Source organism: Sphingorhabdus sp. 109, from assembly GCF_902506555.1.
Taxonomy (GTDB): Bacteria; Pseudomonadota; Alphaproteobacteria; order Sphingomonadales; family Sphingomonadaceae; genus Parasphingorhabdus.
On the sequence record NZ_LR732707.1, the window covers coordinates 1,860,408 to 1,884,047 of the forward strand.

Annotated in this window: 27 protein-coding genes and 1 tRNA gene; 9 read left to right on the forward strand and 19 right to left on the reverse strand. The window is 58.3% G+C overall.

Translation table 11 applies throughout. The features are described from left to right. Positions 1–37 precede the first annotated feature (37 nt). The 3 genes from rpsA (at position 38) to BOSE62_RS08725 (ending at position 2,438) form a co-directional block, all read left to right on the forward strand. Positions 38–1,741, forward strand: coding sequence for a 30S ribosomal protein S1 (gene rpsA / locus BOSE62_RS08715; protein ID WP_159644511.1), 1,704 nt, complete (start codon positions 38–40; stop codon positions 1,739–1,741). 231 nt (positions 1,742–1,972) lie between these two features. Further along, a complete protein-coding gene (locus BOSE62_RS08720; RefSeq protein ID WP_159644513.1) occupies positions 1,973–2,254 on the forward strand; it encodes an integration host factor subunit beta in 282 nt (93 codons plus the stop codon). Positions 2,255–2,351: 97 nt separating this feature from the next. Next, positions 2,352–2,438, forward strand: a tRNA-Leu gene (locus BOSE62_RS08725). 64 nt (positions 2,439–2,502) lie between these two features. Here BOSE62_RS08725 and BOSE62_RS08730 read toward each other — a convergent pair. Beyond that, on the reverse strand, positions 2,503–3,684 hold the full coding sequence (locus BOSE62_RS08730; protein WP_159644517.1) for an acyl-CoA dehydrogenase family protein: 1,182 nt from the start codon (positions 3,682–3,684) through the stop codon (positions 2,503–2,505). Positions 3,685–3,763: 79 nt separating this feature from the next. Here BOSE62_RS08730 and BOSE62_RS08735 point away from each other — a divergent pair, with 79 nt between their 5' ends. From BOSE62_RS08735 to BOSE62_RS08745, 3 genes are read left to right on the forward strand one after another with little or no spacing between them, the layout of a single operon-like run. Then, complete coding sequence (locus BOSE62_RS08735; protein ID WP_236553943.1) at positions 3,764–5,305, forward strand: peptide ABC transporter substrate-binding protein; 1,542 nt, start codon at positions 3,764–3,766, stop codon at positions 5,303–5,305. Continuing rightward, entirely contained in the window at positions 5,302–6,789 is a 1,488-nt protein-coding gene (locus BOSE62_RS08740; protein WP_159644527.1) for an ABC transporter substrate-binding protein, read from the forward strand. Before BOSE62_RS08735 ends, BOSE62_RS08740 begins: the two co-directional genes overlap by 4 nt. Before the next feature lie 31 nt (positions 6,790–6,820). Beyond that, positions 6,821–7,243: a DUF4112 domain-containing protein gene (locus BOSE62_RS08745; RefSeq protein WP_159644532.1), complete on the forward strand. Its 423-nt coding sequence runs from the start codon at positions 6,821–6,823 to the stop codon at positions 7,241–7,243. A gap of 89 nt (positions 7,244–7,332) precedes the next feature. Here the strand turns inward: BOSE62_RS08745 and BOSE62_RS08750 are convergent, their stop codons facing one another. After that, a complete protein-coding gene (locus BOSE62_RS08750; RefSeq protein ID WP_236553944.1) occupies positions 7,333–8,028 on the reverse strand; it encodes a ribonuclease T2 in 696 nt (231 codons plus the stop codon). A gap of 91 nt (positions 8,029–8,119) precedes the next feature. Next, entirely contained in the window at positions 8,120–8,980 is an 861-nt protein-coding gene (gene nadC, locus BOSE62_RS08755) for a carboxylating nicotinate-nucleotide diphosphorylase (RefSeq protein ID WP_159644544.1), read from the reverse strand. 115 nt (positions 8,981–9,095) lie between these two features. Between nadC and BOSE62_RS08760 the strand changes: the two genes are divergently transcribed. Both BOSE62_RS08760 and BOSE62_RS08765 read left to right on the forward strand, forming a co-directional pair. Continuing rightward, positions 9,096–9,371, forward strand: coding sequence for a BrnT family toxin (locus tag BOSE62_RS08760; protein ID WP_159644546.1), 276 nt, complete (start codon positions 9,096–9,098; stop codon positions 9,369–9,371). After that, the gene (locus BOSE62_RS08765; protein WP_159644548.1) at positions 9,331–9,621 is read left to right on the forward strand and encodes a helix-turn-helix domain-containing protein; all 291 of its coding nucleotides are present in this window, start codon (positions 9,331–9,333) and stop codon (positions 9,619–9,621) included. Before BOSE62_RS08760 ends, BOSE62_RS08765 begins: the two co-directional genes overlap by 41 nt. Positions 9,622–10,005: 384 nt before the next feature. On the opposite strand, the gene BOSE62_RS08770 is transcribed toward BOSE62_RS08765, so the two are convergent. The 15 genes from BOSE62_RS08770 to leuC form a co-directional block, all read right to left on the reverse strand. Continuing rightward, entirely contained in the window at positions 10,006–10,476 is a 471-nt protein-coding gene (locus BOSE62_RS08770; protein WP_159644550.1) for a hypothetical protein, read from the reverse strand. A gap of 1 nt (position 10,477) precedes the next feature. After that, positions 10,478–11,491, reverse strand: coding sequence for a quinolinate synthase NadA (gene nadA / locus BOSE62_RS08775; RefSeq protein ID WP_159644553.1), 1,014 nt, complete (start codon positions 11,489–11,491; stop codon positions 10,478–10,480). 132 nt (positions 11,492–11,623) lie between these two features. Beyond that, the gene (locus BOSE62_RS08780; RefSeq protein WP_236553945.1) at positions 11,624–12,370 is read right to left on the reverse strand and encodes an adenylate cyclase; all 747 of its coding nucleotides are present in this window, start codon (positions 12,368–12,370) and stop codon (positions 11,624–11,626) included. Between the two features lie 106 nt (positions 12,371–12,476). Beyond that, complete coding sequence (locus BOSE62_RS08785) at positions 12,477–13,508, reverse strand: Kelch repeat-containing protein (protein ID WP_159644559.1); 1,032 nt, start codon at positions 13,506–13,508, stop codon at positions 12,477–12,479. 44 nt (positions 13,509–13,552) lie between these two features. After that, entirely contained in the window at positions 13,553–14,269 is a 717-nt protein-coding gene (locus tag BOSE62_RS08790; protein WP_159644561.1) for a DUF4230 domain-containing protein, read from the reverse strand. Further along, on the reverse strand, positions 14,266–15,138 hold the full coding sequence (locus BOSE62_RS08795) for an MBL fold metallo-hydrolase (protein ID WP_159644576.1): 873 nt from the start codon (positions 15,136–15,138) through the stop codon (positions 14,266–14,268). Before BOSE62_RS08795 ends, BOSE62_RS08790 begins: the two co-directional genes overlap by 4 nt. 98 nt (positions 15,139–15,236) lie before the next feature. Next, a complete protein-coding gene (locus BOSE62_RS08800) occupies positions 15,237–17,030 on the reverse strand; it encodes a M56 family metallopeptidase (RefSeq protein WP_159644580.1) in 1,794 nt (597 codons plus the stop codon). Beyond that, positions 17,027–17,395: a BlaI/MecI/CopY family transcriptional regulator gene (locus BOSE62_RS08805; protein WP_159644584.1), complete on the reverse strand. Its 369-nt coding sequence runs from the start codon at positions 17,393–17,395 to the stop codon at positions 17,027–17,029. Before BOSE62_RS08805 ends, BOSE62_RS08800 begins: the two co-directional genes overlap by 4 nt. A gap of 442 nt (positions 17,396–17,837) precedes the next feature. Then, positions 17,838–18,170 carry a Grx4 family monothiol glutaredoxin gene (gene grxD, locus BOSE62_RS08810; RefSeq protein ID WP_159644597.1) on the reverse strand — a complete coding sequence of 111 codons (333 nt, stop codon included), beginning with the start codon at positions 18,168–18,170 and terminating at the stop codon, positions 17,838–17,840. Positions 18,171–18,180: 10 nt separating this feature from the next. Next, positions 18,181–18,414 carry a BolA/IbaG family iron-sulfur metabolism protein gene (locus BOSE62_RS08815; protein ID WP_159644610.1) on the reverse strand — a complete coding sequence of 78 codons (234 nt, stop codon included), beginning with the start codon at positions 18,412–18,414 and terminating at the stop codon, positions 18,181–18,183. A gap of 5 nt (positions 18,415–18,419) precedes the next feature. After that, positions 18,420–18,746: a DUF1476 domain-containing protein gene (locus BOSE62_RS08820; protein ID WP_159644639.1), complete on the reverse strand. Its 327-nt coding sequence runs from the start codon at positions 18,744–18,746 to the stop codon at positions 18,420–18,422. A gap of 70 nt (positions 18,747–18,816) precedes the next feature. Further along, positions 18,817–19,818, reverse strand: coding sequence for an NADPH:quinone oxidoreductase family protein (locus BOSE62_RS08825; protein WP_201295647.1), 1,002 nt, complete (start codon positions 19,816–19,818; stop codon positions 18,817–18,819). A 32-nt stretch (positions 19,819–19,850) separates the two neighbouring features. Further along, positions 19,851–20,444, reverse strand: a complete 594-nt coding sequence (gene leuD / locus BOSE62_RS08830) for a 3-isopropylmalate dehydratase small subunit (protein WP_159644644.1) — start codon at positions 20,442–20,444, stop codon at positions 19,851–19,853. Between the two features lie 2 nt (positions 20,445–20,446). Then, positions 20,447–20,719, reverse strand: coding sequence for a hypothetical protein (locus BOSE62_RS08835; RefSeq protein WP_159644647.1), 273 nt, complete (start codon positions 20,717–20,719; stop codon positions 20,447–20,449). Positions 20,720–20,728: 9 nt separating this feature from the next. Next, positions 20,729–22,159: a 3-isopropylmalate dehydratase large subunit gene (leuC, locus tag BOSE62_RS08840; RefSeq protein WP_159644654.1), complete on the reverse strand. Its 1,431-nt coding sequence runs from the start codon at positions 22,157–22,159 to the stop codon at positions 20,729–20,731. A gap of 102 nt (positions 22,160–22,261) precedes the next feature. Here leuC and BOSE62_RS08845 point away from each other — a divergent pair, with 102 nt between their 5' ends. Further along, positions 22,262–22,777 (forward strand): sterol desaturase family protein, encoded by a 516-nt coding sequence (locus tag BOSE62_RS08845; RefSeq protein WP_159644666.1) that lies wholly within the window; start codon positions 22,262–22,264, stop codon positions 22,775–22,777. Here the strand turns inward: BOSE62_RS08845 and BOSE62_RS08850 are convergent. Beyond that, positions 22,774–23,640, reverse strand: a complete 867-nt coding sequence (locus tag BOSE62_RS08850) for a DMT family transporter (RefSeq protein WP_159644677.1) — start codon at positions 23,638–23,640, stop codon at positions 22,774–22,776. The two genes, BOSE62_RS08845 and BOSE62_RS08850, sit on opposite strands and share 4 nt — an antisense overlap.

Sequence of the window (23,640 nt, forward strand, 5' to 3'; positions counted from 1 at the left end):
CCTGGCCAGAAAAATTGACTATCAAGGAATAAACCATATGGCCTCAACGGCATTTCCAACCCGCGACGATTTCGCGGCAATGTTAAACGAATCACTCGGTGGCGAAGACCAGGGCTTTGAAGGCCGCGTCGTCAAAGGCACCGTAACCGGCATCGAAAACGACATGGCTGTCATCGATGTAGGATTGAAATCAGAAGGCCGTGTAGCGCTGCGCGAATTCGCCGCTCCCGGTCAGAAAGCCGACATTTCCATCGGTGACGAAGTCGAAGTCTATGTCGACCGCATCGAAAATGTGAACGGCGAAGCCATGCTGTCCCGCGATCGCGCCCGCCGCGAAGCAAGCTGGGACAAGCTGGAAAAAGAATATGACGAAGGCAATCGCGTCGAAGGCATTATCTTCGGTCGCGTCAAGGGCGGCTTCACGGTCGACCTCGACGGCGCCGTCGCCTTCCTGCCCGGCAGCCAGGTCGATGTCCGCCCCGTGCGCGACGTGACCCCGCTGATGGACATCGCCCAGCCTTTCCAGATCCTCAAGATGGATCGCAAGCGGGGCAATATCGTTGTTTCGCGTCGCGCCATTCTCGAAGAAACCCGCGCCGAACAGCGCAGCGGTCTTATCGAGTCGCTGGCTGAAGGTCAGGTTACCGAAGGCGTGGTCAAGAATATCACCGATTATGGTGCGTTCGTTGATCTCGGCGGTATCGACGGTCTGCTCCATGTTACCGATCTCAGCTACAAGCGGGTCAACCACCCGAACGAGATGATCAACATCGGCGACACGCTGAAAGTCCAGATCATCAAGATCAACAAGGACACGCAACGCATCTCGCTTGGCATGAAACAGCTCGAGAGCGATCCATGGGACAGCGCAACCGAAAAATATGCGGTTGGCACCAAGCTTACCGGTTCGGTCACCAATATCACCGAATATGGCGCATTTGTCGAACTGGAACCAGGCATCGAAGGCCTTGTCCACGTCTCGGAAATGAGCTGGACCAAGAAGAACGTCCACCCGGGCAAGATCGTTTCCACCTCGCAGGAAGTGGAAGTCATCGTTCTCGAAGTCGATACCGAGAAACGCCGTATCTCGCTTGGCCTCAAACAGGCCCAGTCGAACCCGTGGACCGATTTTGCTGATACGCACCCAATCGGCGCCACCGTTGAAGGCGAAGTCAAAAATGCTACCGAATTCGGTCTGTTCATCGGGCTGGAAGGCGACGTTGACGGCATGGTTCACATGTCCGACATCGCATGGGGTATTTCCGGCGAAGATGCGCTCAACCTTCACCATAAGGGCGAGCAGGTAAAAGCAATCGTTCTCGACATCGATGTTGAAAAAGAACGCATTTCGCTTGGCATGAAACAGCTTGAAAAAGGTGCGCCTGCCATGGGCGGTGCCGATACCGGCGGCCTCAAGAAGGGTTCGGTCGCAACCGTTACCGTTCTCGAAGTTCGCGATGGTGGCCTCGAAGTCCAGATGGGCGACGATGGCGCAACCGGCTTCATCAAGCGCAGCGATCTGGGCCGCGACCGCGACGAACAGCGTCCCGACCGTTTCCAGGTTGGCCAGAAGCTCGACGCGATGATCACCGGCTTCGACCGCTCGAAGAAACCGAACTTCTCGATCAAGGCGCATCAGCTTGCAGAAGAGAAGCAGGCTGTGGAACAGTTCGGTTCGACCGATTCCGGCGCAAGCCTCGGCGACATCCTCGGCGCCGCGCTGAAAAAGAAAGAAGAATAGTTCTTCCATCACAGCTTGGATTTAGCGGAAAAGCCCGCCCTCTCATCGGGGCGGGCTTTTTCTTTTGCATATCCCATTTCAGGTCGATTTTCTGACAAGGTTGCCAAGGCCATTGAAAATAGACATAATTTCTGGCATCAATTAGAGTCTGGAAATTGACTGACCGCCCGATTCCGAAAGTTTCCTGCAAGGAAGTTCACTGGATCGACCGGAAATCGGAAAGGCGCACCGATGATACGTTCTGAATTACTGGAAAAACTGGCTGAAGAAAATCCGGAATTGAAGCCGGATGAAATCGAGAAAATAGTCGACCTGTTTTTCAACCAGATCAGCCAGAAACTGGCTGAAGGCGGGCGCGTGGAACTTCGCGGATTCGGTGCTTTCTCGACCCGCCAGCGCAATCCCCGCATCGGCCGCAACCCGCGCACCGGGGAATCGGTGGAGGTTCCGGCCAAGCGGGTGCCCTATTTCAAGCCGGGCAAGGAAATCCGTGAGCGGCTGAACGAAGACTGATTTTCGAAATATTCCGGTATTTTGCGTCTGCGCACTTGACCGCGCGCGCGCAATAATGCTTGTCGCTAGGCTCCGGCTTCAGGCCGGAGCTACCGGTGCGGACGTGGCGAAATGGTAGACGCAGCAGACTTAAAATCTGCTATCCGAAATGGGTGTGCGGGTTCGAGTCCCGCCGTCCGCACCAGTTTTTGACCATCCGGCAATCTGCCCGGCTAAGTCGGCCAGGATTGCCGACATTTGACCAATATCTACAGCATCGCCAAGTCAGCGGGTTGATCCAGCAAGACCCGGCCCGCTAATTCAAACACTGCAGGAGCGGTTGCGATATGCTGGGTCGCGACATGAGCATCGCGGAACCGGCGTTGCAGGCTGTTGTCCGAATAAACAGCGCTGCCGCCGCCGAGCGTATAGGCCGTTTTGCAAACTTCGGCAGAGATTTCGGTTGCATGAGCGCAGGCCAGGCGCAAATTGGCTCGCCCCTTGACGGATATTTCCGCGCTGCCCCGCGCTTCGGCCCAACAACCGGCAATCGCATTTTCCAGATAGCCGAATGCGCCGGAAAGCGATGCGGTGGCCCGCGCCAGATCTGCCTGTACGGTGGCCCGCTGCGCCATCGACCGGCCACCACCGGGCGTTTTCTTGCTCATCACCATCATATGGATTTCTTCGAGGGCTGCCCGGGCATTTCCCAGCGCGACCGACGAAACGCCGAGCGCCAGCAGGCCAAAAAGCGGGAATTTGTACAAAGCGCCCGGATCGCGTGGCCGGTCGCCGACAAAGGAGACGCTACGCTGCTTGGGGACTTTCACCCCCTCGACGGAGAAATCACCCGAACCGGTGCCCTTCAATCCCGCGACATGCCAACTGTCGATGAAGGAAGCCTCTGTCGCCGGGAAGAACAACATCCGGTGATAGGGCGCGCCATTGTCGAATTTCTGCAGTTCGCCATCCTTGAAGATCATCGCGCCGCCGCCCAGCCACGAACAATTGGCCGAACCCGACCCCCACTGCCACTGGCCGCTGAGCAGATAATGATCGCCCCTGTCCTCGGCCTTTCCCATCGGCGCAAACACACCGCCGGTGATGACATCGTCGGCCCCGAAGATTTCGCGCGCTGCTGGTTCCGGCATATAGGCGGCGCCAAGGGTGGAAGTCACCGCAATCATCACGCACCATCCGGCACTGGCATCTGCCCCGGCAACCGTTGCGACGATTTTCATGAAGTCGAGCGGATCCAGTTCCAGTCCGCCGATCGCCGCCGGTTTGGAAAGATTGAAGGCTCCGGCAGCAGCCAGTTTCGCGGCCAGATCGGCCGGCAAGCGCCGTGCCTGTTCGGTTTCCTCGGCGCGCGCCGAAATTTCGGGGAGCAAAACCAGTATCTTGTGGCCGACCTCGCCGATACTGGAAATATCATAATCTAAACCGGACATGCAGCATTTCTCCCAAGTGCCACGAACAAGCACAAGAGTTACGCTTTGTCGAGGCGGCAAAACCATCTAGATGGGTCATATGCGCTTTATCGCTCTTCTCTGCACCTGCCTGCTGCTGATCTCGTGCGAAAGAGGTCCGGCGGTGGACAGCGCGCCCGGCCCGGCGCAAATCGTCCGCTTGTCCGATTCGGAGATCAAGGGTCTCGACCCGCAGAAAATCTCAGATCTGTCATCACTCCGGGTTGCCGCAGACCAGTTCGAGGGCCTGACGCGACTGAATGGCGCGGGAAAAGCAGTAGCGGGACTGGCCCGCAACTGGGAAACTGACGAGAGCGGCCTGAACTGGACGTTCAATTTGCGGCCAAAGCTCCAATTTTCCGATGGCACAGCCTTTGATGCGAGCCTTTTTCCGGCGCTATGGCAGCGGTTGCGCGCGCCCGGCACGGCGGCGCCAGCAAAATCCCTGTTCGGCAATATTATCGCGGTCCAGGCGGTCGACGGGTCCAGGCTGCTAGTCAACCTGGCCTCCCCTGATCCTGCCCTGCCCGCCCTGCTGGCCCATCCCGCCATGGCCGCAATCCCCCTCCACCGGATCAGCGAGGCCGGCGACCAATGGACCTCCGACCGACCGATGATTGTCAGCGGCCCCTATCGACTGGCGGAATGGAAACTGAACGACCATGCCCGGCTGGAGCGCAATCCACGGTGGCACGATCAGGCCGCGCCAACTCCGACCATCATCTGGAAACCGATGGATGACAGCCTATCGGCCATGCGCCTGTTTCTGTCCGGTGGCGCGGATATCGCAGCCGACTATCCGGCGAGCCGGCACCAGTGGCTCGAGAACAAACATCCGGACCTCACCCACAGCGTGCCCTATCTCGGCAGCTATTATTTCGCGTTCAACACCCGCATTCCGCCCTTTGATGACCGAAAGGTCCGGCTGGCGCTGTCGATGGCGGTCGAGCGCGAATGGATAGCCGGCAAGGTGATCGGTGTCGGCAATATTCCGGCATGGGGCCTGCTCCCCCCCGGTCTTGCCGGAGCGGAACCGGCAAGACCCGCTTGGGCTGACTGGCCGCGGGAGAAACGCTTGCAGGCCGCGCGGGCCTTGCTGGAGGATGCCGGCTATGATGCATCCAGTCCCTTGCGGTTCGAAATCCGGTTCAACAGTTCCGCCGAACATCGCCGGGTTGCCGTTGCCCTGGCCGCCATGTGGCAGCCGCTCGCGGTCGAGGCCAGCCTGTTCAACAGCGAGGCTGCCCTCCATTTTGCCGCACTGCGCCGCCACGAATTTTCGCTCGCCCGCTCCGGCTGGATTGCGGATCTGCCGACGCCGGAAAATTTTCTGCTGGTGCATCAGCAAGCCAATGGCGCGGGCAATTACTCTGGCTATGCAAATCCGGACTATGACCGGGTTCTGGCGCGGGCGATAGCCGAGCCGGATCCTGCAAAGCGACAATCTCTGATGCAGCAGGCCGAAACCATGCTGATTGCCGACATGCCGGTTCTGCCGCTCTATTTCTACGTCACCCGCAGCCTGGTTGCAAAACGCATTGCCGGATGGGAAGATAATATTTCCAATGTGCATCCCAGCTACACTCTGCGTATAAGGCCATGATGGGTTTTCGATCTGGATATTGGCAGAATCTTCTCTCCGCGTTACTCGCGATACCGCTGCTGACGGCCTGCGGTTTCGCCGGTGACGAGGATCAGGTAAGAGTCACGGTGATCGAGGACGCGCCGGTGCGGATCAATCCGGTCGGTACAAGGCTGAACTTTTCCTCATCCACCATGCGCGCGGCGATCGCCAAGGGGCTTGTCGGTCTCGATGCCGAAGGCCGGGTCGTCCCTGCACTGGCCGCCCGATGGATCGTTTCCGACGATGGTCTGAGCTATATTTTTCGCCTGTACGACGCGAAATGGGATGATGGCCGCCAGATCACGGCCGAGCGGGTGGCGCGGCTGCTGCGCGAGCGTTTCTCCGAATTGCGCAAAAGCCGGCTGCAATATGACGTGTCCGTGGTCGACGAGGTCGTTTCGATGACCGGCCGGGTGATCGAGATCAAGCTGGATGCGCCGCATCCCAATTTCCTGCAACTGCTCGCCCAGCCCGAACTCGGCCTGTTTCGGGCTGGCCATGGCGCCGGCCCGATGCGCCTCTTGAGCGAAGACAATGGAATCAAACTGACCCGCTTCGACGAACCCTCGCAGGAGGGAGAGGATGAAGAAGAAGAAGATGACCGCTGGGTTTCCTTGCGCAGCGACCCCGCCGCCACGGCGATCGCCCGATATCGTGCCGGCGGCGTGCAAGTGGTGCTGAACGGCAAATATCATCACCTGCCGCTGGTCGATGCCGGCGACATCAGCAGCGGAGACCTGCGTCTCGATCCGGTCGCTGGCCTGTTCGGGCTACGTTTCGTCCGCGCCGAGGGTTTCTGGGCGGTACCCGGCAATCGGGAAATACTGGCGATGGCGATCAACCGCCCGGCCTTGCTGACCTCCTTTCCGGGTGTCAGCGCATGGCAAAGCCGGCTCAAGATCATCCCCGAAGCTCTCGACGTCGACGGCATCAGCGCCTATCCCGACTGGGCTGGCATGACCATGCAGGACCGGATCGTCTTTGCCCGAAACCATGTCAGTCGCTGGAAAGCCTCCGAAGGGCCGGTCGTGCCACTGGCTATCGCGCTGCCCGATGCAGCCGGCGCCGATATATTCTTCAAGCGTATCCAGTCCGATCTCCGGAGAGTGGGGCTGGATGCCCGAAAGGTCGCACTTGACCAGAAAGCGCATGTGCAGCTGCTGGACGAAATCGCTCCCTATGACAGCGCCCAATGGTTCCTGAAGCAATTTACCTGCTTCAAGACGACGGTCTGTCTGAATGACGCAGATTCAAGAATCGCTGCAGCGGATGCTGCAACCAATTTGCAGATCAAGGCACGGCTTTATGCCGAGGTCGAGATCATGCTGGTGGATCATTATAATTTCATACCGATTGCGGTTCCGATCCGCTGGTCCATCGCCCGGCCGGGGCAGCGCGGCTTTGCGGTGAACCCCCGCGGATGGCATCCATTGAATAATCTGGTCGGCATACCCATATCCTGACTGTGTGAGTAGTCTAAGACAGGGAGGTCGCATGGCCATTTCCGAAGAACAGTTAAAACGCCTCGCCGAGCAATTGCCCGATGTCAGCCGCGATCCGCAAGCGGTGCGCACCCGCGTCGAAGCTATGGAAAAGGTGCTGGAGCGCGCCTTCGTAATCCCTGGCATCAATCGCCCGATTGGCGTCGATTCCATCGTCGGACTGGTCCCTGTGGTCGGTGACATCGTCACCGCCCTCATGGGTGCCTATATTGTCTGGGAAGCGCGCAATCTGGGCATGTCCAAGCTGCAACTGACCCGCATGGCGGCCAATGTCGGCATCGATACGGCGCTCGGTGCCATTCCTTTCGCCGGCGATGTGTTCGACTTTTTCTGGCGTTCAAACAGCAAGAATCTGAAGATCATCCGCAAGCATCTCGACAAGCATCACCCCGGCACACGGACGCTGGAGGGTTGATGGCCGTGCTTCGCCCTTGATGCGGAGCCCAGGCCGCACGCCCTCCTGTTACCGGCGGAGCTGTAGGTCTTTGCCCAGAGATCGGTAAATCACCCCCCGCGCCAGATCTTGACCGGCATATCGTCCCCCGTCGTCTGCATATAGGCCGGGCAGCGCTGCGGCCGGAAACTCCTGCCGAGACAGAGTTTCACTTCCTGCAACCAGCCGCGTTGGTTAATTTTTAGCCGCAGCATATCGGGCTGCAGCCCCTCATTCGCCGCGGCGAAGGCGTTGCGAAACTGGCCTGCCGTCAGCGGCTTGCGCGACAAGCGATCCATATCGGGGAAACGCACCGCGTCAAACATGATCCGCGACACGCGGAAATAGGTCTCGGGCCGTCTGGTCATGCAGGTCCCGTGCTTGGCCCATTCATGCGCCATCATCCTGGTCGACGGCATCATGCAGAAATTGCGCTTCACCACAGCAGGCGGCAGCGCCCGGGTCGGCGCGCAATATTGCGGATAGGCCGGACCGCGCGTGTCGGGCCACAGGCCATGGAGAATGAAGCCAAAACTGCCATCGTCTCCGCTGCACTGGGTCTTGTCGCGGCGGCTGTCCTTGCGGGTGCGGCAATATTCCGGCGACCAGCTGAGCGCCAGCGTATAGCTGGTGACGGGCGTAAGCCGGCGCGGTTCGGAGGCCGGCTTGCGCTCGGCGGGCGCGCTGAGGCCGGATGGCGGGCTGCACTGGTAGGATTGGGCATGGGCGGGTGTCGCGGCCATAGCCAAAAACAGCAATAAAGCCACTGGTCGCCCCAGCGAAGGCTGGGGCCTGACCCGCGTTTCACGTAGCGCGGACGATTGCCCTCGACCCCGGCCTTCGCCGGGATGACGATTGCTATACCTGCTCAAAATCCAGCCCGATATCCGCCGCCGGTGCCGATTGTGTCAAACGCCCCACCGAAATAAAATCAACGCCCGTTTCCGCCTTGTCGCGGATCGTCTCCAGCGTCACGCCGCCGCTCGCCTCGGTCGCCACGCGGCCACCGATCAAAGTCACCGCGCCGCGCAGGGTCGCCGGTTCCATATTGTCGAGCAGCAAATGCGTCGCGCCTGCCGCCAGCGCCGGTTCGATCTGGTCGACCCGGTCGACTTCACAAATGATATTCTCGACGCCCGCTTCCTTGGCGCGTCGGACCGCTTCGCCGACCGAACCAGCGACCGCGACATGATTGTCCTTGATCATCGCCGCATCCCACAGGCCCATGCGGTGGTTTTGCGCTCCGCCCATCCGCGTCGCATATTTCTCCAGCACCCGCAGACCGGGGATTGTCTTGCGCGTGTCGAGCAAAGTGCAGTTCGTGCCTGTGATCTTCCGGACATATTCGTTGGTCATGGTCGCGATACCGGTCAGATGCTGCACCGTGTTGAGCGCGCTGCGTTCGGCGGTCAGCATTGCGCGGCCCTTGCCTTTCAGCCGCATGATATCGGTGCCAGCCTGTACCGCCTCGCCTTCAGCAACCAGAGTTTCAATCTCGACATCCGGATCAAGATAGCGGAAAAAAGCCTCGGCCACCGGCAGTCCGGCAATCACCGCATCATGGCGGCTGTCCATCACACCCGAAAATATGGCATCGGCGGGGATGACCGCCTCAGAGGTAACATCGCGCCCCCCTGCCCCATAAGGGGCGCCGAGGTCTTCGGTGAGCGTGGCTGCGACGAAAGCGTCGAGATCGAAACGGTCGAGGGTGAAGGTCATATGCTCTTGTAGCCAATAGCACGCCGCGCTCAAGACAAACATGGCTGGCCGAAACTGTCATGGCTTGCAGTGGCGCACCACTTGTGCTAACTATGTGTTTCACATATGCTTCGGTATGGATTTTGAATTTGATCCAGTCAAGGATGCGATCAACCGGGCGAAGCATCATTTGCCACTGTCTTTTGGGCAGCGGATTTTTGATGATCCTTTTATCGAGATTCTGCCTTCCTTCAGACCGATCGACGGCGAAGACAGGTACAAGGCGATTGGTCTGGTTGACGGCAAGCTCTTTACCGCAATTTATGTAGAGCGCGGCACGGCAGCTAGATTGATTGCAGTAAGGAGGAGCAATGGCCGGGAACAAAGAGACTATGATCGCAATCCCCGCTGATCCGAATGATCCGGAAGACTTCGACGTCAGCATCGCAGGTCTGGAGCGCGCGCATATGGGCCGCTTCATCCGCGTACTCCGTCATGACCTCGGCATGACGCAGGAGGAATTCGCCAAAACCTACGGCATCCCGCTCGCCAATATCCGCCAATATGAAATCGGCCGCCACATGCCCCCCCCTGCGGTCCGCGCCTATCTCAAGGTGATCCGCGCCGAACCGGAAGTGGTGAAGCGGGTGATGGCGGGGTGATTTTCCCTTCTCCCTCAAGGGAGAAGGTTCCGCAGGCTTGGCAGATTGCTACCTAGTCATAGCTGGGTGAGGGTGTACTTCGCTCCAGAGTTCCGAACGCCCTCATCCAACGGCGCCCACCGGAACGGGAAGGGTACAGAATTTACGAAAAAATACCGCGTCACTAGACTGGTCCATATCGAACCGTTCGCCGATGTACGAGACGCCATCGCCCGTGAAAAGGCGCTCAAGAAATGAAGCCGAGGACGGAAATTGCGGCTGATCGAGGAAAGCAATTCGGACTGGGATGATCTGTTTGACACACTTAACGGATGATAGGGCCGGCAGAGAGGGCCAACTGGCCCCCCGCCTTCGCGGGGATGACAAGCTATTGCCTGAGCTTCACTATTTGTCTTTTTTCGGGAGCTTTCGAGTCATCAACCACGCAAATAAAGCGCTAAGTGCAAATGTCACGATGGTAGCAAAAACCATCACAAACAACATCCCGGCTAGAACGTCGCTTTGCAACAAGGAACCTGTACCTTCGAAAAGGGCGGCATCGGCTCCTTTCAATGACAAAGGTTGACCAGAAATCCAAATCACACCTATCAACCACGCGAAACTGAAAAAAACATCCGATACAGCAACGCCGGACGCGAACAGAATGATCTCTTTGCGTTGCATTGGCCTATTGATGACCTTCGAGTACCAAAAAAGCGCAACCCCAACAGCTACAATCGTAATGCTCGTTGATATGCTTGGTGGTTCATTTTCGGTTAGATAGGCGTAAACTGCGAACCCTGCCGCAAAAAATATTTTTACAGCCAACGCAGCCATCACGAAGCGGAAAACGGAAACTCCATTGATGTTTTCCATACTATCCCTCATGCGCCAGATCAGTCGGCCCCAGGTCCCCCTGCCCGACCGTTGCGCTGGCCATTTCCATCATCTTGTCGATTGACTTGCGCGCCTGCAGGCGCAGGTCCTCGTCCATCTCGATACGGGGCTCCAGATCACGTAGAGCAACGTACAGCTTCTCCATCGTGTTCAGCGCCATATAGGGACAGATATTGCAGTTGCAGTTGCCGTCCGCGCCGGGCGCGCCGATGAAATTCTTTTCCGGCACCGCTTTTTCCATCTGGTGGATGATATGCGGTTCGGTGGCGATGATTATCGTGTCGCCTTCAAATGCCTTGGCATATTTCAGGATCGCGCTGGTCGAGCCGACCATGTCCGCGTGATCGAGAATATAGGCGGGGCATTCGGGATGCGCGGCGACCGGTGCACCGGGGTGCTGGGTCTGCAGCTTGAGCAATTCGGTCTCGCTGAACGCTTCGTGGACGATACAGACGCCGGGCCAGAGCAGCATGTCACGGCCGGTTTTCTTGGCGATATAGCCGCCGAGATGCTTGTCCGGGCCAAAGATGATCTTCTGGTCGAGCGGGATCTGCGAGAGAATATGTTCCGCCGATGAACTGGTGACGATGATGTCGGAGAGCGCCTTCACCTCGGCCGAGCAATTGATATAGGTCAGCGCGATATGATCGGGATGCTCGTCGCGGAACGCCTTGAACTTGTCCGGCGGACAGCTGTCTTCGAGGCTGCAACCCGCATCCATATCCGGCAGCACGACGATTTTTTCCGGCGACAGGATTTTCGCGGTTTCGGCCATGAATTTCACGCCGCAGAAGGCGATGACATCGGCATCGGTTTCTGCGGCCTTGCGGGACAATTCCAGACTGTCGCCGACAAAGTCAGCGATATCCTGGATTTCCGGTTTCTGGTAATAATGGGCAAGGATGATCGCATTGCGTTCCTTGCGCAGCTTGTTGATTTCCTCAACAATATCGACCCCGGCCAAGCTGCCGCCAATTCCACCACGTGCGTCCATTATACTATTCCTCTGTCATGCGTGCCCGCTCCATATAGGAAGCGAAAAGCCATTTGTCTTGTGCGGAACGCCGGTCCCTGCGTAAAATGATCTTCACGGTCGCAAGCAAGTCCGGACGAGAATGTCTCCGCTCTAGCCGGCGGCCGCAATCGATTCCGCTATCCGCTGAAACGGAGGGAATAACGACAGGCCGGTAATCAGCACATGCACAGCCGTCACGATGGCCCCCGACGCCAGTGTCGCGGGATGGATATGTCCGGTAATTTTGCGATCATGCCGCGCCATCACGGCGACAAAGGCCAGCTGACAGACGAGAATGAGCCACTCGCCCCAGTCCCCCAGCAACGGCATCGGCAACAGCCGGCCGAATGCCGGTTCCAGAGCGATGATGGTGGCACCGAACATGATCCGCCGGTGCCACTGGGTCTGCCGACGGAGCCTGATTGCCCAGACCACCATGGTGGCAAAAACCAGCATTTCGACGAGTACAAGCGCCAGAAAATAGGAATTGGTGAAAAACGGCGGAAAGCGCTGCAGCTGAACCGCCATATAGCCGGTGTAGAGACCGGTCACGCATATGATCAGAGCCAGTCCACCGCCCAGCCAGCCGATTTTCCGATGCCGGGCAATATTGGAGCGCTGGATCAGGAGATTCTGCGTAACCAGTAACCCCAGCCACCCCAGCATCAGGATAGCGTGCAGATGCACCCATTTGGGCACCGCCGGCACATCCACCATCCCGCGCGCGGCAAATTGCGCGAAACCGAAAATGATGACCACTGCCATGATGATGGAAAACCGGACAAAGAAGCGCTGGTCCAGCACATAGTCCGATCCCGGGTTCATCCCCCGGTCACCAATATTCCGTTCTGCCCCCACGATACTATCTCCCCCGAAATTTCTCCCGAAGCGACCATGGTCCTGTCCGACCGTTAAGGAATATAGGGCAAGATACCCGCGAATGTCTATTGCGGGTTGTGCAGCTTCACTGGCTGATGCGAAACGTGACGATCCGGTCGGTCACCTTCTGCTCTGCATCCATACCGCCAAGAATATAATAATTGCTGCCTGCCTTCGCGAGGCCGCGATGATCCATGCTCGGCTCGGCCAGCCGCCCCAGTTCCAACCATCGGTCGCTTTTCAGATCATAAGCAAAAAAGCCTCCGGATGGCTTCGCCGGCACCCCGTCATAGCCGATGCCGTCATAATTATAGGGATTGTCGCCGCCGCCGGCGAAAATGATCCGCTGCCCGGCCTCGTCGCCAATCGCCGCCATCCGGTATTTTGCCTGACCGGAATGGGCATTCACCCCGCGCCAGCTGATCTGCGTGGGATTTTGCGGGTCGATATCCCCGCGCCATGTCAGCTTTGCTGCGACAAATTTCCGTTTGCCGTCGTCCAGAACCGAGGCCACCCCGTCGGTGACGATGATGCTGTTGCCTGCTATGCCGCCGCTATGGCCAAAGACAGGCGTTCCGGGAAAGGGAGACGCCTCGGTCCAGGCGCCGGTTTGCGTATCGAACATCTGCACCACGCTGACATTGCCCTCGTCGTGCCAACCGGAGACCAGATAAATGAAGCGGTTCTGGTAGGGCACAGCAAGCGCGTCATCGACCGGGTTTGGCATATCAGCCATTTGTTCATAGCGGCCGGTCGCCGGATCATAGGCAAAAACCTCGGGCGTGGACAGCTCGTCGCCATTGGGCGCAACCGTATAGCCGCCGAAAATATAGATTTTTCCCGTTACGGTCACCGCCGCACTGGCCAGACGCCCTTCCCTGACCGGCACGGACGCGATCGTCTTGCAGGTTTCGGTCGCGAGCACACAGGCAAAGGCAGCGTTGCTGGTGTCTTTCCAGCTTTTGCCGGCTTTGAGGCCATTGAAACTGTAGAGGGTCGGACCTTCCGGCCCGTCCGCCACCGCCACGGCATTATTGCTGATCGGTTCGGGCAGCGCGAATTCGGCAATTTCTGACTGCTGCTCCGGTTGCGGGCTGCGCTCACATCCAGTCAACATCAATCCGTCCAACAGAATCGCCGTCCATGCCATGCCCCGCATTTTCACTCTCCCGTGTCCCTTTTCTGCCTTTGTTCCGCCAGGACATCCTGGATCGGACGCGAATAGTCCCACCGCTCCTTGTAACGGCTGCGCTCATAAGGAAAAAATGCGTCAATCTTTGCTTCCACGCCGGCGGTCTGCAACGGTACGGCGAAATTATGCCGCACCGCACGGCGCGCGGCTTCCCGGGCGAGACGCAGCTGAACCGGATTTTTCGCCTGTTCGGCGAGTTCCGCAATGCCTTTCTTGCGGTTGGCCTGATCGAGGACATTTTCTGCATCGGTCAGCGCCATCAATATGCCGCCGTCATCATAGGTCTGGATCTGCTCGATATGCACCTCGGGCCGGGCGATTTCGATCGCCGGGATCTCGACATACAGCGTGTTGTCGCGAGCATCCCAGCGGACATCATCGGCGCCGAGCTTGGCCAGATCGAGCTCGTAGCGGACCGTCCCGGGCATGATCAGGGTCTTGCGCGCGGACAGCCCCAATTTGGTCACGGTAGTGGTGACGGTAGCATTGTAGCTGGCGGAGAAGACCGTCAACCGGTTCTGTTCCTGCATATTAGTCAGGCTGGCATTGGCAATCGTCACCGGATCGGGCGCCATGCTGTTTTCGACGCGGGTTAGAAGCAGCCAGGCCAAGGTACCGAGAATGATGAATATCACGCCGGTAACAGCAACCGGAACCCAGAGACGCCGTAACTTTTCGACCGTCATCCGCTCAGCGCCCAGACATCATCGGACTGGGTCACCTGCCCCTTTTTCTGCAGGTCGATCAGATGCGCGCGCACCGATTGCCCGGCGGCGCCGTTCAGCCTTGGATCAAGCCCCTTGTACATGCGCGGGACCATGTCCGTAATAACCGCCGGACCTTCTCCGAGCAGCTTCAATATCTGCCGTTCGCGCTGTTTGCGATGGCCCATCATCCCGCGCACCAGCTGGCGCGGGTTGGTCACTTTCTTGCCGTGAGCGGGATAATAGACCTTGTCCTCGCGCTCATAAAGCTTCTGCAGGCTCGCCATATAGTCAGCCATATCACCGTCGGGCGGAACAATGACGCTGGTCGACCAGGCCATGACATGGTCGCCGGTGAACATCGCGCCGGATTCCTGCACCGCGAGGCAGAGATGATTGGACGTATGGCCGGGCGTCGCCACCGCTTCGATGGTCCAGCCGTCGCCGGAGACCGTCTCGCTATCGGCAAGCACCCGGTCTGGCTTATATTCCTTGTCAAAACTCTCGTCGGCCCGCGGTCCGTCGTCGGCCAGTACCAGCGGCGCACAGCCGATGATTGGCGCGCCGGTGCGCGCTGCCAGCGGCGCGGCGGCGGGACTATGATCGCGATGGGTGTGGGTGCACATGATCGCACTGATTTTGGCCTCGCCAACCGCTGCGATTATCGCATCGATATGCTCGTCCATGGCGGGTCCGGGGTCGATAACCGCCCGATCCGATCCATTGCCGACGATATAGGTCTGGGTACCGGTAAAGGTATAGGGGCTGGGATTGCCGGCCAGCACGCGGGCCACCAGAGGTTCCATCTGTTCGCACAGACCGGTGGGATATTTTGAAGGTTCAAAGTTCATGGACCTGATGTGGCATATTCGGGCCATAAAACAACCACGAAAAAGGGCGGCCTGCCACACAAACCGCCCTTATACCCGTGATATACGGCTTCCCCGGCCTATATCATTGCCATCTCGGCTTTGACTTTTGCGATGCTATGGTCGATTTCCTTGATCTTTCTGGTACGGTCGGGATCGCTATCGTGGCATTTTTCCACTTCGGCCCGCTCTTTTTTCAGGCCTTTCAAGGCCGCGCCAAGTATTGCGGCCTTGTCGATCTTGACTTCAAACCCGCCGCATCCGGCCACCACCGCCCAGGCTTGGCTCGCCAGTCCATTCTCACCACCTATCGCGATCTGCTTGTTCATCGCAACGCAATCGGGGCCTTTGATCTTGACGCTGGTGGCAGAAGGCGCTGAGCGTCCCTTGGTATAGAATATCGACGAGAGGCGCGAAACGGGTGCCATTTCCTCCAAAGCCTCGCGCTGCGCTTCCCGGGCTCCCGCCAAAGCCTCGCGTCTGGCTTGATCCGCTTCGCGCATCGCTTCGCGGACCTCTAGCCGGGCTTCCTGCCACTGCTGCTCCATTTCCTTTTCCGCTGCAGCCAGTTCCCGTTCCACCTTGCGCATGGTCGAATCCCTGTCCTTCCGATCCAGGCCGCTGTCGCGCAAAGCCTTGTCCGCCGCCAGACGCGACGCTTCGGCTTCGGCTACCAGCTTGTGAATCTCCTTTTCGCTCAGCTTCTTGTCCGTGCGCAGAATGACGGTTCTGCCATTATGCTTGACCTTGTGCACATAATCTTTCGAGATATCGGGATTTTTGCGACCGTTGAGCATCGTGATGTTAATCGAATCGCTATCGGTGGCCGGCGCAGCCGGCGCAACGGGAGCCGCCGGAGGAAGCGGTGCTGTCGGCGCGAGCGGTGCTGGTGGCACAGCGGGTGCGACCGGCGCCAGTGGTTCGGAAACATCCAGCGGATCGACAGCCTCGGCATATGTAATGGTTGCGGTCAGCGGCAATGTCACCACGGTACCGATCGCGACCAGCCCGGCGCCCAGCTTCCGCCGCAGCGAAGATTTTTCCGATCGACCGAGCATCTTGAGACGCCCTTTGATCTTGTCCTTCTGATTTAGCGGACTGGCGAGGCCGAGGCGATGACCGGAAACCGATTTGGCGATCGTCCGGCCATATACGGCGCGGACTTCGCGGCCGCTTTGCGCCAGGATACGCGCGTCGCATGCGGTTTCCTGATCCTGCCGGAAGGCGATCCAGGAAAACCAGGCAACCGGATTGAACCAGTGCAGCGACAAGATTGTCAGTCCGATGAAATTGGCGGCCAGATCGCCCGATTCATGATGGGCAATTTCATGCTCCAGCGCCAGTTCCCGTTCGCGCGGCGCATAGTCACGAAAGAAATTGGTGGGAACGGCGATATATTTTTCAAGCAGACCGAAAGCCAGCGGACCACTGATCGCTGCGGTTTCCAGAATCTTGATATTCTCGTGGCGTCCGATCAAACGCCCGTCGGAGACGATATCCTCGCGGAACTGGAGATAGGCGGCCAGTTTGCTGATGAACAGCAGGCCCGCCCCGCCAAGCCAGACGATGATCGCGATCATCATCCAGTCGAGCGATGCCAGCGCAGCGAAAGCGCTCGTCTCTACCGGCACGGTCGCGACCATCTCTGAACCCAGCGCCATAGGTGCCAGCGCGACAGCGGGCACGGTGGCAGCGGGTGCCTCGAGGGTCAACGTCGGCATGAACAGACGTGCGAGCGGCAATATCCATAACAGATAAGCAATACGCGCGCCGAAAAAATGGCTGACCGGTTTGCGGATCATCAACACCAGCCCCATCAGCAAGGTCATCGACACCATGGTATCCCAGATCCACTGGTTCAGTTCACCGCTCATTTTTTCAACTCCCTCAAAAGCTCTTCGATTTCGCGGATGTCATCGGCGCTCAACTCATCGGCCTCGGCCAGATGCGCAACCAATGGTGTGACTTTTCCCCCGAAAAGCCGGTCCACAAAATTTCTGGATACGCCGGTAAGATAATCGTCCCGCTCAACCAGCGGAGAATAAAGAAACCGACGGCCGTCGCGTTCGGTGCCGACCACTGCTTTCGCGGCCAGCCGGGACAACAGGGTCTTGACCGTCTGAAGCGACCAGTCCTTTTCCGCAACAACCTGTTCCGCTACTTCCATGGCGGTCATGGGCGCGCGTTTCCACAGGACTTCCATCACGGCATGTTCAGCATCGCTAATGCGCTCGCTCACGATATCGGTCCCTCCCTTGAGAATCGTCGGTGACTACAACTGTAGTTTCATCGACTACGGATGTAAACAATATCAATCCCGGGATTGATGTTGTTGGTGGATGACCGGTGACCGTTTGTCGAAAAGCGAAGGTACGCCGCCCCAACGGCACATTGTCGAAAAATCTTACAATCTGGCAAAGGTTAACAGCGGATAAACCATATACTGCGTTGTTTTATATCGTTTTTGTAAAACTGGCACAGGGAATGCAAAGTATATTGTGTCTTTAATACTTCACACCCAAAACCTCCTTGCAGGAGGTACCAATGAGGGGGACAACCTACTGGTCTTCGTTGTCCCCTCTCATTACGAATTTAGACGACACATACCCCAAATAAAAACGGCTCGGTCCTCCTAGACCGAGCCGTTTTTCATTCTGTCATAATCCCTGCCGGGATATTGGTCAGGCTTCCGCGGGGGCGACCTTTTTCTCCGCCATCAGCTCGCCCAGTTCTCCGGCCTCGTACATTTCCATCATGATATCGCTGCCGCCGACAAATTCGCCTTTGACATAAAGCTGCGGGATCGTTGGCCAGTCGGAATATTCCTTGATGCCCTGGCGGACTTCCATGTCCTGCAGAACGTCAAATGATTCAAATGCGACACCGAGATGTTCGAGGATCGCAATCGCACGGCTTGAAAAGCCGCATTGCGGGAACAGCGGCGTACCCTTCATGAAAAGCACGACGTCATTGTTCTTGACCACGGATTCGATTTTCGCGTTTACATCGCTCATATAATTTCTCCTATTCGGGAACGGAGGTGGTGAGTTGCAACGCGTGCAGTTCACCGCCCATTTTTCCCTTCAGCGCAGCATAAACCGCCTGATGCTGCTTCACCCGGTTCATTCCGGAGAAGGCAGCAGAAGTGACTTTCGCAGCATAATGATCGCCATCGCCGGCAAGATCGGTAATTTCTACCGAAGCATCCGGGAAGGCTTCCAAAATCATCGCCTCGATATCTGCGCTGGCCATCGGCATCGGGCTTAGCTGGCCTCTTCGATAAACTGGCGGCGGGCTTCCACCATCTTGTCGGACAGAGCGGTGCGAATGGCCGCATCGTCGATATCAACGCCAGCGGAGGTCAGATCACCGAGAAGCTTGCGAATGACATCTTCATCACCCGCTTCCTCGAAATCGGCCGCCACAACTTCTTTCGCATAGGCGTCGGTTTCCTCAGCGGTCAGGCCCATTTTCTCTGCTGCCCATTGTCCTACCAAACGGTTACGCCGCGCGGTAATCCGGAACTGCATTTCCTCGTCGCGCGCAAACTTCGCTTCAAATGCGTGTTCGCGATCCTTAAAATCTGTCATGAGCTTCCCTTGAACTGAGTTGGTATGAAAATAGGCATCAGCGAAGCCTGCCGCAAGTGCCGAGAGACAATCAATCGGCGACTTTTACCACCAATTTGCCGATAGCGCCACGATCCGCCATTTTCTGGATGGCCTGACCGGCATTTTCAAAAGCGAAGACTTCGGACACGCGCGGCTGGATCTTGCCCTGTTCCCAGAGTTTGAACAGCCGGTCGATATGCGCGCGATTGCCTTCTGGATCGCGCGCTGCATAAGCACCCCAGAAAACGCCGCAAACGTCACAGGACTTGAGCAGGGTCAGATTGAGCGGCAGCTTCGCGATCCCGGCCGGGAAACCGACCACCAGAAAACGGCCTTCCCAGGCAATCGAGCGTACAGCCGGCTCGCTATAATCGCCGCCGACCGCATCATAAATGACATCCGCGCCATTCGGACCGACAGCGGCCTTGAACTGTGCGGCCAGAGCCTTGGACTGGTCCTTGTCGAACGGTGCCCGTTCGTAAATCACGGTTTCGTCAGCGCCCGCTTCTTTGGCAAAGGCGGCTTTTTCTTCGGAAGACACCGCGGCGACAACGCGCGCACCAAAGGCCTTGCCCAGTTCGACGGCGGCAATGCCAACGCCGCCGGATGCGCCCAGCACGAGCAGGGTATCACCCTCTTTAATATGACCGCGATCAACCAGCGCGTGGATCGACGTGCCATAGGTCAGGATCAACGCCGAAGCCTCTTCAAAGCTGACACTGTCAGGAATTTTGAATACAGCGTTCTGATCGACCGTAACTTTTTCTACCAAACCGCCATGGCCAGTGGTCGACGCAACCCGGTCACCAACCTTCAGATCGGTAACACCCTCGCCGACAGCCGCAATGATACCGGAAACTTCTCCACCCGGCGCGAATGGCCGCGATGGCTTGAACTGGTACATGTCCTGAATGATCAATACATCGGGATAGTTGATTGAACAGGCTTTGACATCGATCAGGACCTGCCCCTTGCCTGCGACCGGATCGTCCACATCGAGCATTTCAAGCGTATCGGGTCCGCCCACCTTGGTTGACATCAAAGCCTTCATATCATTCCCTTCCCTAGAAGCATTTTCAGATCCTAGGCGGCCACCGGTTTGAGCCAGGGCTGCGTAGAATCGTTCTTTTTCTCGTGCCGTTCTATGGCATCGGATTTCGCCATTGTCAGGTCAATTTCGTCGAGTCCCTCTACCAGGCACTGATGACGAAAAGGATCCATCTCGAACGGGAAGCGATCCTGATAGGGCGTTGTGACGCTCATGCTCTCCATGTCGATAGTCACGGGATCGGTTTTTGCGACTTCCATCAGCCGGTCAATCGCTTGCTGCGGCAGGGCAATGGCCAGCAAGCCGTTCTTGAAGGCATTGCCGGAGAAAATATCGGAAAAACTCGGTGCGATCACGGCCTTGATACCCATGTCGTCCAGCGCCCAGGCCGCATGTTCGCGGCTCGAACCGCAACCGAAATTGTCGCCGGCAATCAGGATCGAGGCGCCGGCATATTCCGGATCGTCGAAGACATTGCCTTCCTTCGCCCGGATCGTCTCGAACGCGCCCTCGCCGAGTCCTTCCCGGGAGATCGTCTTCAGCCATTTGGCCGAGATAATGACATCAGTGTCGACATTTTTCTGACCGAAGGGAATGGCGCGGCCTTCAACGCGTTTGACAGGTTTCATCTTTATGTTTCTTCGCTTTTGTTGGCGGCTTCGCTGTCACCGTCTTCATCATAATCCGGTTCATTTTCATATTTTGGCAGCGGCTTGCCTTTGGCCGCCTTGAAATCATCATGTTTTCTCATCTGGTGCCGACCGGCATAGATGAGCGCAGCGGCTATCGCAGCCGATCCGATCGCCGCGCCGACCTTGACTCCGGTCGACCATTTGCCGGCATCCTTGCCGGCGGAATCGCCCTCCTGCACGGATGGCTCGTCTTTTCCATTATCGTCGCTCATATCAACCTCTCATTTCGTCAGTTCGCGCACATCGGTGAGCTTGCCGGTTACCGCCGCAGCCGCAGCCATGGCTGGTGACATCAGATGCGTTCTAGCACCCGGCCCCTGCCGGCCAACAAAATTGCGATTGGAGGTGGATGCACAGCGTTCGCCCGCTGGCACCTTGTCCGGATTCATGCCGAGACAGGCCGAACAGCCCGGCTCGCGCCATTCAAACCCGGCATCGGTAAACACGCGGTCGAGCCCTTCGGCTTCGGCCTGTGCCTTGACCAGACCGGAACCAGGCACGACGATCGCCCATTTGACATTATCCGCTTTCTTGCGGCCTTCCAGTATCGAGGCTGCAGCCCGCAAATCCTCGATCCGGCTGTTGGTGCAGCTGCCGATAAAAATATTCTCCACCGCTACATCGCGCAAGGCCTGGCCGGCTTCCAGTCCCATATAGTCCAGTGACTTGCGCGCCGCATCCTGTTTGGACGCGTCGACAAAGCTCTCCGGCGCCGGCACCACGCCGTTGACCGGCACGACATCTTCCGGACTGGTACCCCAGGTAACGGTCGGCGATACATCGGCTGCATTGATGGTGACGCTTCTGTCGAATTTCGCGCCTTCGTCGGTCGGCAGCGTCTTCCAATAAGCCACGGCCGCATCCCAGTCGGCCCCCTTCGGCGCCATCGGACGGCCCTTCAGATAGGCGAACGTCTTTTCATCCGGCGCAATCAGGCCAGCGCGCGCGCCGCCCTCAATCGACATGTTGGAGACGGTCAGACGGCCTTCGATCGACATCTGCTCGAACACTTCGCCGCGATATTCGATCACATGGCCGGTGCCGCCCGCCGTGCCGATCACGCCAATGATATGCAAGATCAAGTCCTTCGGGCTGATACCGGGACCGAGTAGCCCCTCGACCCGTATCTCCATTGATTTCGAGCGGGTCAACTGGAGCGTCTGCGTCGCCAGCACATGCTCGACCTCGCTGGTTCCGATGCCGAAGGCCAGCGCGCCCAATGCGCCATGCGCAGCGGTATGGCTGTCGCCGCAGACCATGGTCGTGCCCGGCAGGGTAAAGCCCTGCTCCGGACCGATCACGTGGACAATACCCTGGTTGATGTCGCTGGCACCGATATATTTGATGCCGAAAGCTGGCGCATTGGCTTCCAGCGCTTCCAGCTGGGCCGCGCTCTGCGGATCGGCGATCGGGATCTTGTTGCCTTGCGCATCGAGCCGCGCCGTGGTCGGCAAATTGTGATCGGGCACCGCCAGGGTCAGATCCGGCCGTCGCACCTTGCGGCCCGCCTTGCGCAGGCTTTCAAAAGCCTGCGGGCTGGTCACCTCGTGCACCAGATGACGGTCGATATAGATCAGCGCCGTGCCGTCATCCCGCTGGTCGACAACATGGGCATCCCAGATTTTCTCGTAAAGAGTTTTTGCTATGGTCATAAGCTCCTGACTTCCAATATGGTGTTTCGTTTAGTCAGATCAATTGCCCGTGCAAGTCAGAAGTGGCTTCAATTGCCAATCAAATAAGCCTATCGTCGCACAATGAGCAGTTTTGCGATCCTCGCCACTATCATTGCGTCCGTCATCGCGATGGAATGTGTCGCTTGGGCGAGTCACAAATATATCATGCACGGCTTCGGCTGGGGCTGGCACCGCGACCATCACGAGCCGCATGACAAGGCACTGGAGAAAAACGATCTCTATGGCATCGCCGGCGCGGTGATGAGCATTTCGATGTTCGCCGTCGGCAGCCCGCTGATCATGGGTGCGACCGCGTGGGAGCCGGGGACATGGATCGGCCTTGGTATCCTGTTCTACGGCATCATCTACACGCTGGTCCACGATGGCCTGGTGCATCAGAGATATTTTAAATATGTGCCGAAGCACGGCTATGCCAAAAGGCTGGTGCAGGCGCACAAGCTCCACCACGCCACCATCGGCAGGGAAGGCGGAGTCAGCTTCGGCTTCGTTTTTGCGCGCGATCCCGCGAAGCTGAAAGCGGAATTGCGGGCGCAGCGCGAGGCCGGGGTCGCTGTGGTGCGCGATGCGGTGGGCTAGGTCCGGCCGCCCCTGATCGACGCCCAGATCGTCAGACCGATACCGATGAAGATGATCATGCCACCGACCAGCAACCGGCTGGTCATGATTTCGTCCAGCAGTATCACGCCTCCGATGGCGGCAATTGCCGGGACAGAAAGTTGCGAAACGGCTGCGGAGGTAATCGATATCCGGGTCAATATCTTGTACCAGAGCACATAGCCGAGCGCAGACGTGAAGGCACCCGAGATTGCAGCGATGCCGATGCCGCGCCAACTGAGCATGGACATATCCACCTGCGGCAGCAGCAAAAGAGCCAGCAGACTGGCTCCCACGAAATAGCGGGCCGTGGCCAGCGTCGGATCGGTGCCGAGCTTGCCGGACCATGTATAAAAGCCCCAGGCGATCCCGGCGCAGGCCATCAGGATAGCGCTCGCCAGCGGCGGCGCGGTCACACCGGGTGCCATCAGATAGATAAGTCCGGCGAGTGCGATCAACACCCCGGCCAATTGCCTCCTGGTCGGCACAATACCGCGGAACAAGCCGATGATCTGCATGGTAATCTGTCCCGCCGGAAACAGGATCAGTGCACCGATTCCCGCATCAAGCCTGACATAGGCCCAGGAGAAAGCCACCGCATAGACGAACAGCGCCAAAGCCCCTGCCGCATCGCGCCGGCCCGGCAGGACCGGTTTGCGATTCTGCGCCGTGAACAGCACGCACAACATCAGCGCGCCGGCAACCAGCCGGACAATGGTGTAGCCGGCCCAGTCGATCTGCCCGCCAGCCAGCGCGATGCGGACCAGCAGCGAATTGCCGGCGAATGCCAGCAATATGCCCAGCAACAGGATGAAGGTCGCCAGGGACCCGTCCAATTTTCTCAC